The organism is Rathayibacter sp. VKM Ac-2805, from assembly GCF_009834265.1.
Taxonomy (GTDB): Bacteria; Actinomycetota; Actinomycetes; order Actinomycetales; family Microbacteriaceae; genus Rathayibacter.
In genome coordinates, this window is record NZ_CP047185.1 from 2264101 (window position 1) to 2278012 (window position 13912).

Consider the following 13912-nt stretch of genomic DNA (forward strand, 5'->3'; position numbering starts at 1 on the left):
CGGCCTCAGTGGCTCTGCGGAGGCAGCGCCGCGATGACCGGGTGGTCCTTCGCGATCACGCCGACCTTGGCGGCTCCGCCCGGGGAGCCGATCTCGTCGAAGAACTCGACGTTGGCCTTGTAGTAGTCGGACCACTCCTCGGGGAGGTCGTCCTCGTAGTAGATCGCCTCGACGGGGCAGACCGGCTCGCAGGCACCGCAGTCGACGCACTCGTCCGGGTGGATGTAGAGCGAGCGCTCGCCTTCGTAGATGCAGTCGACCGGGCACTCGTCGATGCAGGCGCGGTCTTTGACATCGACGCACGGAAGTGCGATCACGTAGGTCACGGTGCTCCAGGTCCCTTCGAACAGTGTCTCTATCGTACGGGGGCCGACGGGGCGTCGGCGTCCGCCGGCCGCGGGGCGGCGGCGGGAGCATCCGCCCGCAGCCGCGGCCAGGCGATCACGACGAGGGCGATGAGGGCGGGGAGGAAGGTCCAGGCCACGCCGAGGCCGTTCGCCGGGACGAGGACGGATCCGCCCGTGCTGCGCAGGGCGAGCAGCCCGATCATCCCGAGCAGGCCCATCGCGGTGCAGAACGCGACGAACCGGTCGATGAGCACGAGGCGCAGCCCGAGCAGGAGCAGCAGCACGCCGGCGAGGGAGGCGGCGAGGCCGACCGGGAGGACGACACCGCCGACCGACACGGTGCTCTGATGGGCGACGGTCGTGATCGCTCCTACCACCGCGCCGACCAGGACTCCGGCGACACCCGACAGCACGCGCGATCCCAGCGTCGGACGCTCCTCCGGCAGCGGCGCCGGACGCCCCGCCTGCGCGACCGGGCGGAAGCGCTCGATGCGGCCGATGGGGAACGGCGGACCGCTCGAGAGGCGGGCCTCGTCGCCCTCGACCACCAGCTGCGTCGCGTGCGCCTCGAGGGCCGCGCGCTTGCGGGCGTGGTCCTCGGCGGACAGCTCGATCACGACGTCGCCGGGGAGGGGCGGGGCCGCGTCGGGGAGGACGGCGAGGAAGCGCAGGCCCAGCAGCTCGGCGGCGCGCTCGGCGACCCGGGCGGTACGGACGTGGTCCGGGTGGCCGTAGCCACCGCCCGCGTCGTACGACAGCACGACGCCCGCGTCGACCTGCCGGAGGACGGCGACGAGATCGGCCACCTCCTCGTCCTCGGGCGCGGCGGTGAAGGACGCGGGATGCACCGGCTCGAGCGGCACCGGGACGCGGCCGGGCCCCCACTGCATGCCGGAGTCCCGGTAGACCCGCGGAGCGAGGCCGGGTGCGCGGGCACCCGCCTCGCCGAGGAAGCGGTGGTCGGCGACGCCGAGGGCCGTCAGGGCGACGACGAGCTCGGTCGTCCGGTGCGCGGCCAGCTCGGCCGAGCCCTCGAGCGGAGCGAGGTCCTCGGGGATGACCTCGCCGCACTCCCCCCGGGTGGCGGTGACGACGGTGACGGAGGCGCCCTGCGCCACCAGCCGCGCCAGGGTCCCGCCCATGGTGATCGTCTCGTCGTCGGGGTGGGCGTGCACCGCCACCACCCGCTCCGCTGCTGCGTCCCGGCCCGCGTCCACTCTCCGCCTCTCGTCCTGCGCGGCCTCCGCTGCGGGCGCTTCTGGACAGCGACCGGGCAGCGGACTACAGTCGACTCGGGTTAGGCAAGGCTTACCGAACAACGGAGCCCCGCCGACCGGATCGACTCGGGGCGGGAGTCGCCCCCTCCTCGTCCACCATCGACCAAGAGAACACGCGTGCTCGCAAACTACCTCATCGGCCTCCGCGAAGGCCTCGAAGCCGGCCTCGTCGTCGGCATCCTCGTGGCCTACCTGACCAAGCTCGGCCGGCGCGACGTGCTGCCGCGGCTCTGGACCGGTATCGCCGCCGCGATCGCGATCTCGCTCGTCACCGGTGCGATCCTCACCTGGGGCCCCTCGACCCTGTCGTTCCAGGCCCAGGAGCTCATCGGCGGCGGCCTCTCGATCCTCGCGGTCGGGCTGGTCACCTGGATGATCTTCTGGATGGGCGCGAACGCCCGCAGCATGAAGGGCGACCTCGAGTCCCGGCTCGACGGCGCCGTCGCGGGGTCGGCCCTCGGCATCGTGGTCCTCGGCTTCATCAGCGTCGGCCGCGAGGGCATCGAGACGGCGCTCTTCGTCTGGGCGAGCGTGTCCTCGAGCAGTGCGGGGTCGGGATCCAGCGCGTGGGTCGGCACGGTCGGCGCACTGCTGGGCATCCTCAGCTCGGTCGTCATCGCGTACCTGATCTTCCGGGGCTTCGTCCGGATCGACCTCGGGCGCTTCTTCACCTGGACGGGCGGCTTCCTCATCCTCGTCGCGGCCGGCGTCCTCTCCTACGGCGTCGGCGACTTGCAGGAGGCGTCGCTCCTGCCCGGCTGGGGCACCCCGCTGTTCTCGCTCGGCCCGATCCTCCCGCCGCCCGTGACCGCCGTGGTCGGCGGCCTCTTCAACTACACGCCCGAGCCGACCGCTCTGCAGTTCGCCGCCTGGCTGCTCTACCTCGTCGTCGTCGGCGCCCTGTTCGTCCGCCAGGTCCGCCTGCGCGGCCCGCGACGGGGCAGCGCGGCCCCGGTCGCCGCTCCCGCTCCCACCTCCGTCTGACCCGCTCCGGCACCGCCGGCGCACTCGCCCCGATCCAGGAGAAGCATGTCCTCGCGCGCTCGTCCCACCCTCCCCCGCGTCACCCTCGGCCTCGCCGGAGCCGGCGCCCTGGCGCTGATCCTCACGGGCTGCGTGCCGAACACCCCCGCGTCCTCCTCCTCCGCCGCGCTCGACGTCGCGATCAGGGACGACGCCTGCGAGGTGTCGACGGCGACCGCCGAGGCGGGAGCGGTGACGTTCTCACTGACCAACAGCGGCTCGGACGTCAACGAGTTCGAGATCCTGGCCGAGGACAAGCTGCGGATCGTGGGCGAGAAGGAGAACGTGACCCCGGGCCAGAGCGTCTCCTACGTCGCTCAGCTCGAGCCGGGCACCTACTACACCGCCTGCAAGTTCCAGCAGGTCGGCGCCCCGGTCGGGCTGAGCGAGTTCACCGTGACCGGTGAGGCCACCGCGCAGTCGGCGGACGAGAAGGCGGCGACGGAGGCGGCGGTCACCAACTACGTGGCGTACGTGAAGTCGCAGGTGGGCGAGCTGCTCCCCGCGGTGGCCGAGTTCGCCCAGGCCTACGAGGCCGGCGACGACGAGAAGGCGCGCGGCCTCTTCGCGTCGACCCGCGTCTTCTACGAGCGGATCGAGCCGACCGCGGAGGCGTTCGGCGACCTCGACCCGCGCATCGACTACCGCGAGGTCGACGCCGTCGCCGAGGGCCTGGACTGGACCGGCTTCCACCGCATCGAGAAGGACCTGTGGGCCCCCGCGGAGGGTGCGCTCAACTCCGACGGCACGAGCGCGCTCCTCGACTGGGCGCCCTCCACCCCGGAGCAGCGCGCGCAGTTCGGCCAGGGCCTCGTCGACGACGTGCAGAGCCTGGCCGACCTCGTGAACGCGCCCGGCTTCACCGTCTCGGTGGGCGACATCTCCAACGGCGCCATCGGCCTGCTCGACGAGGTCGCGGCCGGCAAGATCACGGGCGAGGAGGACTGGTGGTCGAGCACCGACCTCACCGATTTCGCCGCGAACGTCCAGGGCGCGGAGGTGGCGTTCGGCAACGTCGAGCCGATCGCGACCGCCAGCGGCGACGAGGGCGCCGACCTCACCGGACGGATCACGCAGCGGTTCTCCGAGCTCGACGCCCTGCTCGCGCAGTACGGCTCGATCGACTCCGGCTTCGCCGCGTACTCCACCGTCACCGCGGAGCAGAAGAAGGAGCTCTCGGACGCGGTCAACGCTCTCTCCGAGCCGCTCTCGCAGCTGACCCACACGGTGCTGGGCGTCGAGGAGCCGGCCGCGTAGTGGGCGCCGAGCAGCACGAGGGAGCCCGGCCGACGGATTCCGAGCAGCCCGCCGACGAGCCCCGCCGCCTCTCGCGGCGCGGGCTTCTCGGCCTCGTCTCGGCGGGGACGGCCGGGCTGGCCGCCGGAGTGGGCGGCACGGTGGCCGTCACGTCGTCCGCCAGCGCGACGGCCTCCTCCGCCACGCGCACCGTGCCGTTCTTCGGCGCGAACCAGGCGGGCATCACCACCGCCGCGCAGGACCGTCTGCACTTCGCCGCGTTCGACCTCGCCGCGGGCACCACGCGCGAGGACCTCGTCGAGCTCCTGAAGGACTGGACGCTCGCCGCCTCGCGGATGACCCAGGGCCTCGAGGTCGGCGAGACCGGCGCGGTGGACGGGCCGGACACGGCTCCCCCGGAGGACACCGGGGAGGCGCTCGGGCTCGACGCCGCGTCCCTCACCGTCACGGTCGGCTTCGGACCCACCCTCTTCACGGACGAGTCCGGCGCCGACCGCTTCGGCCTCGCCGACCGCCGGCCTCCGCAGCTGCAGGCCCTGCCCCGCTTCCGCGGCGACGCGCTCGTCCCGTCGGCCGGCGGCGGCGACCTGTGCATCCAGGCCTGCGCCGACGATCCGCAGGTCGCCGTGCACGCCATCCGCAACCTGAGCCGGATCGCGTTCGGCCGAGCCTCGCTCCGCTGGTCGCAGCTCGGCTTCGGCCGCACCTCCTCGACGTCCACCGCCCAGGCGACTCCGCGCAACCTGTTCGGCTTCAAGGACGGCACGGCGAACGTGAAGTCCGAGGAGGCTGACGCCGTCCAGGAGCACGTCTGGGTCCCGTCCTCCGACGGTCCCGCGTGGATGGTCGGCGGCAGCTACCTGGTCGCGCGGAAGATCCGGATGATCATCGAGACGTGGGACCGCAGCCAGCTGGGCGAGCAGGAGCGGGTCATCGGCCGCAGCAAAGGGTCCGGCGCGCCGCTCTCGGGCGGCACGGAGTCCACCGAGCCCGACTTCGCAGCGGCCGGCGCCACCGGTGCCCCGCTGATCGATCAGGAGTCGCACGTGCGCCTCGCGCACCCGAGCGTGAACAACGGAGTGCGGCTCCTGCGGCGCGGCTACAACTTCGTCGACGGCAACGACGAGCTCGGGCGCCTGAACGCGGGGCTGTTCTTCCTCTCGTTCCAGCGCTCCCCGGAGCAGTTCGTCACCGTGCAGCGGAACCTCGCGACGGACGCGCTGAACGAGTACGTGAAGCACGTCGGCTCGGCCGTGTTCGCGGTGCCGCCCGGTGCTCGCGACGAGACCGACTTCCTCGGCTCCGGCCTCTTCGCCTGATCCCTGAGAGGACCCGCACTCCGTCCCAGGATCCGGCGGGCGCACTCCACGGCGCGCCGAAGCCTGCGCCCGTAGCGTCGTCGGCGATGTCCGGGAACAGTGCGAGAAGCGGCCTGACCAAGCGCGAGCGCCAGGAGCTCGCCCGAGCGCAGGCGCGGGAGCGCCGCGAAGCCGAGAGGCGCCGGCGGCGCCGGAACCGGCTGCTCGGGCAGGGCGGAGCGGTCGTCGGGCTCCTCGCGGTCGTGGCCCTGGTCTGCTGGAACGTCTGGTCGCAGCAGGAGGTCGCGAGCGCCGGCCCGGCGAACATGCTCAGCGACGGCATCGTCCTCGCGGGCGACGGCTCGGCCGTGACGGCGACGACGACCGCGGCACTCGCTCCGGGAGCATCCCCCGTCCCGACCGACGAGAGCGCCACGCGGGCGGGCGGAGTCGTCGCCGTCGACCTCTACGTCGACTACCTCTGCCCGTACTGCGGGCAGTTCGAGAAGGCGAACGCCGAGCAGCTGCAGTCGTGGTTGACGAAGGGGGCGATCACGCTCGAGATCCACCCGGTGGCGATCCTCGACTCCTCCTCGGCCGGCTCCGAGTACTCCAGCCGGGCCGCGAACGCCGCGGCGTGCGTCGCCGACGAGGATCCGGACCGCTTCCTCGCCGTGAACGCGGCGCTCTTCGCGCAGCAGCCGGCGGAGGGGACGACGGGCCTCGACGACGACGCTCTGCGGGCGCTGGTGACCGGAGCGGGCGTCACCGACGACGACGTCCTCGCCTGCATGACCGCGGGCGAGTTCCGGCCCTGGGTGAAGGCCGCGACCGAGCGGGCCACCTCGCTCCCCCTCGCGAACTCCTCGCTGCCGAAGCTCGAGTCGACGCCCACCGTGCTGGTGAACGGCGAGCAGTACACGGGGAAGCCGGACGACGCGGCGGCGTTCGTCTCCTTCGTCACCTCGACGCTCGAGGCGGAGTCCTCGACCCCCTCTCCCTCTCCGAGTCCGGCGGGCTGATCCGGACCGCGAGGGACGGGATCGGCGCTGCACGCTGCAGCACCGGGCGGAGACGACGAGACCGGCCGGAGCATCGCTCCGGCCGGTCTCGTCGTGGGCGGGCGCCGAGGCGCCCGGGGCTCAGCCCTGCTTCTTGAGGCGGCTCGTCATGCGCGCGCGGGCGTTCGCATCGAGCTCCACCTTGCGGATGCGGACGACCTCGGGGGTGACCTCGACGCACTCGTCCTCGCGGGCGAACTCGAGGCACTCCTCGAGCGTCAGCTGACGCGACGGCGTCATCGACTCGAAGGTGTCGGACGTGGACTGACGCATGTTGGTCAGCTTCTTCTCCTTGGTGATGTTGACGTCCATGTCGTCGTTGCGCGAGTTCTCGCCGATCACCATGCCCTCGTAGACCTCCTCGGTGGGGTTCACGAAGAAGGTCATCCGCTCCTGGAGCGCGATGATGGCGAACGGGGTGACGACGCCGTTGCGGTCCGCGACGATCGACCCGTTGTTGCGGGTGACGATCGCGCCGGCCCACGGCTCGTAGCCGTGCAGGATCGCGTTCGCGATGCCGGTGCCGCGCGTGGTGGTGAGGAACTCGGTGCGGAAGCCGATCAGGCCGCGCGACGGGACGATGAACTCCATGCGGACCCAGCCGGTGCCGTGGTTCGACATGCCGTCCATGCGGCCCTTGCGGGCGGCGAGGAGCTGCGTGATCGCTCCGAGGTACTCCTCCGGAGCGTCGATCGTCAGGTGCTCGAAGGGCTCGTGCGTCTTGCCGTCGACCTGGCGGGTGACCACCTGGGGCTTGCCGACGGTCAGCTCGTAGCCCTCGCGGCGCATCTGCTCGACGAGGATGGCCAGCGCGAGCTCGCCGCGGCCCTGGACCTCCCAGGAGTCGGGGCGTCCGATGTCGACGATCTTGAGCGACACGTTTCCGATGAGCTCGCGGTCGAGGCGGTCCTTGACCATCCGCGCCGTGAGCTTGTGGCCCTTCACCTTGCCGACGAGCGGCGAGGTGTTGGTGCCGATCGTCATCGAGATCGCCGGGTCGTCGACCGTGATGGCCGGCAGCGGGCGGATGTCCTCGGGGTCGGCGATGGTCTCGCCGATGGTGATCTCGGGGAAGCCCGCGATCGCGACGATGTCGCCGGGGCCCGCGGACTCGGCCGGGTAGCGGTCGAGCGCCTTGGTGATCAGCAGCTCGGTGATGCGCGCGTTGGTGTGGGTGCCGTCGTGGTGGACCCAGGCGACCGTCTGCCCCTTCTTGATCGTGCCGTTGAAGACGCGGAGGAGGGCGAGGCGGCCGAGGAACGGCGACGCGTCGAGGTTGGTGACGTGGGCCTGGAGGGGCGCGTCGTCGTCGTAGGTCGGCGCGGGGATGTGCTTGAGGATCGCCTCGAACAGCGGCTCCAGGTCCTCGGCGTCCGGCAGCGTGCCGTCCTCGGGCTTGTTCGCCGAGGCGCGGCCGGCCTTGCCGGAGGCGTAGACCACGGGGACGTCGAGGATCGCGTCGAGGTCGAGGTCCGGCACGTCGTCGGCCATGTCCGAGGCGAGGCCGAGGAGCAGGTCCTGGCTCTCGGCGACGACCTCGTCGATGCGCGCGTCGGGGCGGTCGGTCTTGTTGACCAGGAGGATGACGGGGAGCTTCGCCTCGAGCGCCTTGCGCAGCACGAAGCGGGTCTGGGGCAGCGGGCCCTCGGACGCGTCGACGAGGAGGCAGACGCCGTCGACCATCGACAGGCCGCGCTCGACCTCGCCGCCGAAGTCGGCGTGGCCCGGGGTGTCGATGACGTTGATGGTGATGGGACCGTCGCTCGCGTGCTTGCCGCTGTACGAGACAGCGGTGTTCTTCGCGAGGATCGTGATGCCCTTCTCGCGCTCGAGCTCGTTGGAGTCCATCGCGCGCTCGTCCACGTGGGCGTGCGCGTCGAAGGAGTTCGTCTGCTTGAGCATGGCGTCGACCAGCGTGGTCTTGCCATGGTCGACGTGGGCGACGATCGCGACGTTGCGCAGGTCGGAGCGGGTGGCACTTGCCATGGATACGGACTCGTCTCGTGTTCTCGTGCAAAAGGGGGACCATCCATCGTACCGCAGCGAGGCGTCCGCACGGCGAAGGGCCCCGGATCCCCGCTCCGGAGGGCTCCGAGGAGCGCTCCAGGCGGGGCCGGGGCCCAGGTGACGGTCGGTCAGACCGCGAACTCGATGCCGGCGCCGGGGATGGCGTCGAGCAGCTCGCGGGTGTACTCCTGCTGCGGCGAGTCGAACACGGTGTCCGTCGGGGCGTGCTCGACGATCCTGCCCTTCTGCATCACGCAGACGTCGTCGGCGATCACGCGGACCACCGCCAGGTCGTGCGTGATGAACAGGTAGGTCAGCCCGAGCTCGGCCTGCAGGTCGGCGAGGAGGCGGAGGATCTGCGCCTGGACGAGGACGTCCAGAGCCGACACGGCCTCGTCGAGCACCACGATCTCCGGCTTCAGCGCGAGCGCGCGGGCGATCGCCACGCGCTGGCGCTGGCCGCCGGAGAGCTCGTTCGGGTACCGGCTCGCGATCACGCGCGGGAGGGACACCTGGTCGAGCAGCTCGAGGACGCGCTCGCGCTGCGACGTCCGGTCGCCGACCTTGTGCACCCGCAGCGGCTCCGAGATGGTGTTGCCGATGTTGTGGAGCGGGTCGAGCGAGCCGTACGGGTCCTGGAACACCGGCTGCATGGAGCGCCGGAGCGCCAGCATGTCGCGGCCCTTGAGCTTCTCGGTCCGGCGGCCGGCGATCGAGATCGCTCCGGAGGTCGCCGTCTCGAGGCCCAGCACCAGGCGGGCGATCGTCGACTTGCCCGAGCCGGACTCGCCCACGAGCGCCGTGGTGGTGCCCTTCGGGATCGAGAACGACACGTTGTCGACGGCCGTGAAGTCCTCGGCCTTCAGGCCGCCGCGGCGGATCTTGAAGACCTTGGTGAGGCCGTCGACCTCGATCATCGGGGCGCCCGAGGCGACCGCGCCCGCGTGGTGCGCGGCACCCGCGCCGACCAGGTCGACCTCGCGGACGGCCTCCGACTCGCCGGGGACCGACTCCACGGCTCGGCCGGCCGTCGACTGGATGCGGCGCGACGCGAGGCTCGGCGCCGCCGCGATCAGGCGCTGCGTGTAGGGGTGCTGCGGGTTCTGCAGCACCTCCACCGAGGCGCCGGACTCGACGATGCGGCCCTTGTACATGACGATGAGCTTCTCGGCGCGCTCGGCGGCGAGGCCCAGGTCGTGCGTGATGAAGAGCAGCGCGGTGCCGTCGGTCTTCGTCAGCGTCTCGAGGTGGTCGAGGATCCGGCGCTGGACCGTGACGTCGAGCGCCGAGGTGGGCTCGTCGGCGATCAGCAGCTGGGGTGCCGCGGCCAGGCCGATGCCGATCAGCACGCGCTGGCGCATGCCGCCCGAGAACTGGTGCGGGAACTGCTTGAGGCGCTTCTCCGCGTCGGCGAGGCCCGCGTTTTGCAGGACCTCGATCGCCTTGGCGCGCACCTCCTTGCGACCGGTCGCGAGGCCGTTGGCCTTGATGGTCTCCTCGACCTGGAAGCCGACCGACCACACGGGGTTCAGGTTCGACATCGGGTCCTGCGGGACGTAGCCGATGCGGCGGCCGCGGATGTCCTCGAGCTCGGTCCTCGTCGCCTTCGCGAGGTCCTTGCCGTCGAACAGCACGGAGCCGGCGGTGACCTGTCCGGTGCCGGGGAGCAGGCCGATGATCGCGGCGGCGGTCGTCGACTTGCCGGAGCCCGACTCCCCCACGATCGCGACGGTCTGGCCGTGCTCGATCGTGAGGCTCACTCCGCGGAGGGCGGGGACCAGTCCGCTGCCGGTCTGGAAGCCGACCTCGAGGTCGGTGACCTCGAGCAGCGGCCCCCTGGGTGCGTTCGGTGTCGTGGCGGTCATCGGAGGGCCCTCGCCTTCGGGTCGAGCGCGTCGCGGAGCGACTCGCCGAGGAGGATGAAGCTCAGCACCGTGACCGTCAGGGCGATCGACGGGTAGATCAGCGTCTGCGGGTTGGTGCGCAGATCGCGCTGGGCCTGGCTGATGTCGTTGCCCCACGACATGACCGAGCCGGGAAGGCCGACGCCGAGGAACGACAGCGTCGCCTCCGCGGTGATGGCCGCGCCGAGCGAGATCGTCGTGACGACGATGACGGGGGCGATCGAGTTCGGCAGCACGTGCCGGAACAGGATCGCCATGCGCGAGAGGCCGGTCGCGGTGGCGGCGCCGACGAAGTCGGCCTGCTTCACGCGGAGGACCTCGGAGCGCAGGACGCGCGCCGTCGTCGGCCAGGCGAACGCTCCGATCGCCAGGGCGATGACGAACACGTTCCGGTAGGCCGAGAAGACGGACATGATGACGACCGCGGCGAGGATGTAGGGGATCGAGAAGAAGATGTCGCCGAGGCGCATGATCACGGTGTCGACCCAGCCGCCGAAGAAGCCGGCCAGCGCGCCGCCGATGACGCCGGAGACCGTCGTGATCACGATCACGATGAGGCCGACGGTCAGCGACGTGGACGTGCCGTGGATGATCCGCGAGAAGACGTCGCACCCCTGCTTGGTGTAGCCGAGCAGGCTGCCGTCTCCGGGGCCCTGGTTGCTGAACGAGAGCGCGCACTGGCGGGGGTCCACCGAGGTGAACAGGCCCGGGAACAGCGCGACGGCGATGATGACGAGGATCAGGACGCCCGAGATCCAGAACATGGGCCGCTTGCGCAGGTCGCGCCACGCGTCGGTCCAGAGGTTGCTGGGCTTCTCGTCGAGGCTGACGGCGTCGACCGACGCGATCGGCGTCTCCTCGAGCGGGGCCACGAAGTGGTCGATGCGGCGGGCCTTCTGCGCGCCGCCGGTGGACTCATTTGGCATAGCGGATCCTCGGGTCGAGTACGGCGTAGAGCAGGTCGACGAGGATGTTCACCACGAGGTAGAACAGCACCATGACCGTGACGAAGGAGACGACGGTCGGCCGCTCACCTCGGATGATCGCCTGATAGAGCGTGTTCCCGACTCCGGGAACGTTGAAGATGCCCTCGGTCACGGTCGCGCCGACGATCAGGAGGCCGAAGTCGGCTCCGAACTGGGTCGTGACCGGGATGAGCGAGTTGCGCAGGACGTGCACGGGGATGACGCGGCGTCGCGAGAGCCCCTTGCTGTACGCGGTGCGCACGAAGTCCGAGCCGGCCGTCTCGATGACCGACCCGCGCGTGAGGCGGATGGCCGAGGCGACCACGAACAGGGCGAGCACGATCGCGGGCAGCAGCAGCCTCTGGAACGACGCGTCGGCTCCGACGGTCGGAGGGAACCATCCCAGCTGGATCGCGAAGAAGGACTGCGCGATGAAGCAGAGCACGAAGATCGGCACCGACACGAGCAGGAGGCTGACGACCAGCGCGCTCGCGTCGAAGAAGCTGCCCTTGCGCAGACCGCTGATGAGGCCGATGGTCAGCGCGACGACGATCTCGATGACGATCGCCATCATGGCCAGCGTCAGGGTGACCGGGAAGGTGCGGGCGAGGATCTCGTTGACGGACTGGCCGGAGAACGAGATGCCGAAGTCGCCGCGGACGACGCCTCCCAGGTAGTACAGGTACTGGACGAAGAAGGGCTCGTTCAGGTGGTACTGCTCCTCGAGGCGGGCGAGGAGCGCGGGGCTCGGCGTCTTGTCGCCGAAGAGCGACAGGAGCGGGTTCCCCGGCATGGAGAAGACCATGAAGTAGATGAGGAACGTGGTGCCGATGAGCACGGGGACGGCTTGCAGGATGCGTCGGACGATGTAGGCGAGCATGTCAGCCCAGCCGGTTCCGGAGTCGCATGGATGGGGACCTCATTCGATTGTGACCGAAACAGGGCGCTCCGCCCGTGCCGTGACCTGGCGGCCGACGGCACGGGCGAAGCGCCCCAGTGGTTCGAGCTTAGTTCTTGGTGATCTCGTAGTAGAGCGGCACCGAGTTCCAGCCGAACTCGACGTTCGACACGCCCTCGCCGTAGCCGCCGGTCACGTTCGCGTACCACAGGGGCAGCGACGGGAGGTCCTTGAGGAGGATCTCCTGGGCCTGCTGGAACGTCTTGTTCGCAGCGTCGGCGTCGGCGTCCGACAGGCCCTGCTGGAGCAGGGAGTCGAACTCGGGGTTCGAGTAGTCGCCGTCGTTGGACGAGGCGCCGGTCACGTAGAGCGGTCCGAGGAAGTTGTAGAGGCTCGGGTAGTCGGCCTGCCATCCGGTGCGGAACGCGGTCTCGATCGAGCGGTCGACGATCTTGGTGCGCGCCTCGGCGAAGGTCGGGTACGCGTCGCCCTCGGCGTCGATGCCCAGCGTGTTCTTGATCGAGTTGGTCACCGCGTCGACCCAGCCCTGGTGGCCGCCGTCGGCGTTGTAGGCGATCTTGAAGGTGCCGTCCCAGGGGCTGATCGCGTCGGCCTGAGCCCACAGCGCCTTGGCCTCGTCGGGGTTGTACTCGAGCACGTCGGCGCCGGTGAGGGCGTCGCTGTAGCCGTCGATCACCGGGGAGGTGAAGTCGGAGGCCGGGGTGCGGGTGCCCTCGAAGATCACGTCGGTGATCTCCTTGCGGTCGAAGGACATCGAGATCGCCTGGCGGCGGAGCTTGCCCTCCTCGCCGTCGAAGTGCGGGAGACGGCCCGGGATGGTGAAGGACTGGAACACGGCCGAGGGCTGGTTCACGGCGCGGTCGCCGAGGTCGCTCTCGAAGGTGCCGAAGGCGGAGTCCGGGATCTGGTCGATCACGTCGACGTTGCCGCCGAGGAGGTCGGCGTAGGAGGCGTCCTGCGTGGCGTAGAAGACGATCTTCAGGCCGCCGTTCTGGGCCTCGCGGGGGCCGGTGTACTCGTCGTTCTTGACGAGCTCGATCTGGACGTCGTGCTGCCACGCGTCGTCGCCGTCGAGCTTGTACGGGCCGTTGCCGATCGGGTTCTCACCGAAGGCGGCCATGTCGTCGAACGCGGCGGCGGGCAGCGGGTAGTACGCCGAGTAGCCGAGGCTGATCGGGAAGTCCGACTGGGGGGACTTGAGCGCGACGGTGAAGGTGGTGTCGTCCACGGCCTTGAGACCGGTGAGCTCGCTGTCCTCGGTGTCGCTGAAGCCCTCGAAGTTCGAGAAGAACGACGCGCTGAGCTGGTTGTTCGACAGCTTGGCGCCGTAGTTCCAGGCGTCGATGAACGAGCTGGAGGTGACCGGGTCGCCGTTCGTGAAGGTCAGGCCCGACTTGATCGTGATCGTGTAGTTCTGCGCGTCGTCCGACTCGATGGACTCGGCGACGTCGTTCTCGGGGGCGCCCTTGGCGTCGTAGTAGACCAGGCCCGCGAAGATTTCGTCGAGGATCTTGCCGCCGCCCACCTCGTTGGTGTTCGTCGGGATCAGCGGGTTCTGCGGCTCGGAGCCGTTCGTGGAGATGATCGCGGCGGCGTCGCCTCCCGATGCACCTCCGCCCGAGTCGTTCGAGCTGCTGCAGCCGGCCAGGACCAGCGTGCTCGCGGCGACGAGCGCCAGAGCCCCGAATCCGTAACGTCTGATGTTCACTATTCCTCCAGTGATGTGGGGGCGCGCGAGAAGTGGTTTCCCTGACGCGTGGAGTGCCGTGCGCGTGGCGACGGCGGCGGCGCACGAGACTGGTGGCCGTCGCGCGGATGCCTTCAACGAGACTATGTATTCGCCCGCTATCTGCA

The 13912-nt window shown here is 70.5% G+C and carries 11 protein-coding genes; 4 read left to right on the forward strand and 7 right to left on the reverse strand.

The window, feature by feature from the left end; all coding sequences use genetic code 11:
• Positions 1 to 5: 5 nt before the first annotated feature.
• Positions 6 to 326: a ferredoxin gene (gene fdxA, locus GSU40_RS10570; protein WP_104222984.1), complete on the reverse strand. Its 321-nt coding sequence runs from the start codon at positions 324 to 326 to the stop codon at positions 6 to 8.
• A gap of 29 nt (positions 327 to 355) precedes the next feature.
• Entirely contained in the window at positions 356 to 1564 is a 1209-nt protein-coding gene (locus tag GSU40_RS10575; RefSeq protein ID WP_160034911.1) for a PIG-L family deacetylase, read from the reverse strand.
• A gap of 177 nt (positions 1565 to 1741) precedes the next feature.
• Here GSU40_RS10575 and efeU point away from each other — a divergent pair, with 177 nt between their 5' ends.
• The 4 genes from efeU to GSU40_RS10595 all read left to right on the forward strand — a co-directional run bounded on the left by efeU (position 1742) and on the right by GSU40_RS10595 (position 6224).
• Positions 1742 to 2608, forward strand: coding sequence for an iron uptake transporter permease EfeU (gene efeU, locus GSU40_RS10580; protein WP_104222982.1), 867 nt, complete (start codon positions 1742 to 1744; stop codon positions 2606 to 2608).
• Between the two features lie 45 nt (positions 2609 to 2653).
• A complete protein-coding gene (gene efeO, locus GSU40_RS10585) occupies positions 2654 to 3904 on the forward strand; it encodes an iron uptake system protein EfeO (RefSeq protein ID WP_160034913.1) in 1251 nt (416 codons plus the stop codon).
• A complete protein-coding gene (gene efeB, locus GSU40_RS10590) occupies positions 3904 to 5223 on the forward strand; it encodes an iron uptake transporter deferrochelatase/peroxidase subunit (RefSeq protein WP_160034915.1) in 1320 nt (439 codons plus the stop codon). Before efeO ends, efeB begins: the two co-directional genes overlap by 1 nt.
• Before the next feature lie 86 nt (positions 5224 to 5309).
• The gene (locus GSU40_RS10595; RefSeq protein WP_160034917.1) at positions 5310 to 6224 is read left to right on the forward strand and encodes a thioredoxin domain-containing protein; all 915 of its coding nucleotides are present in this window, start codon (positions 5310 to 5312) and stop codon (positions 6222 to 6224) included.
• Between the two features lie 120 nt (positions 6225 to 6344).
• Here GSU40_RS10595 and typA read toward each other — a convergent pair whose 3' ends face one another.
• The 5 genes from typA to GSU40_RS10620 form a co-directional block, all read right to left on the reverse strand.
• Positions 6345 to 8249, reverse strand: coding sequence for a translational GTPase TypA (typA, locus tag GSU40_RS10600; RefSeq protein ID WP_104222978.1), 1905 nt, complete (start codon positions 8247 to 8249; stop codon positions 6345 to 6347).
• A 149-nt stretch (positions 8250 to 8398) separates the two neighbouring features.
• Positions 8399 to 10135: an ABC transporter ATP-binding protein gene (locus GSU40_RS10605; protein WP_104277226.1), complete on the reverse strand. Its 1737-nt coding sequence runs from the start codon at positions 10133 to 10135 to the stop codon at positions 8399 to 8401.
• Entirely contained in the window at positions 10132 to 11100 is a 969-nt protein-coding gene (locus GSU40_RS10610; RefSeq protein ID WP_104222976.1) for an ABC transporter permease, read from the reverse strand. Before GSU40_RS10610 ends, GSU40_RS10605 begins: the two co-directional genes overlap by 4 nt.
• Positions 11090 to 12019, reverse strand: a complete 930-nt coding sequence (locus GSU40_RS10615) for an ABC transporter permease (RefSeq protein WP_104222975.1) — start codon at positions 12017 to 12019, stop codon at positions 11090 to 11092. The genes GSU40_RS10610 and GSU40_RS10615 overlap by 11 nt, the downstream gene beginning before the upstream one ends.
• Positions 12020 to 12146: 127 nt before the next feature.
• Positions 12147 to 13766 carry an ABC transporter substrate-binding protein gene (locus tag GSU40_RS10620; protein WP_160034919.1) on the reverse strand — a complete coding sequence of 540 codons (1620 nt, stop codon included), beginning with the start codon at positions 13764 to 13766 and terminating at the stop codon, positions 12147 to 12149.
• Positions 13767 to 13912 lie beyond the last annotated feature (146 nt).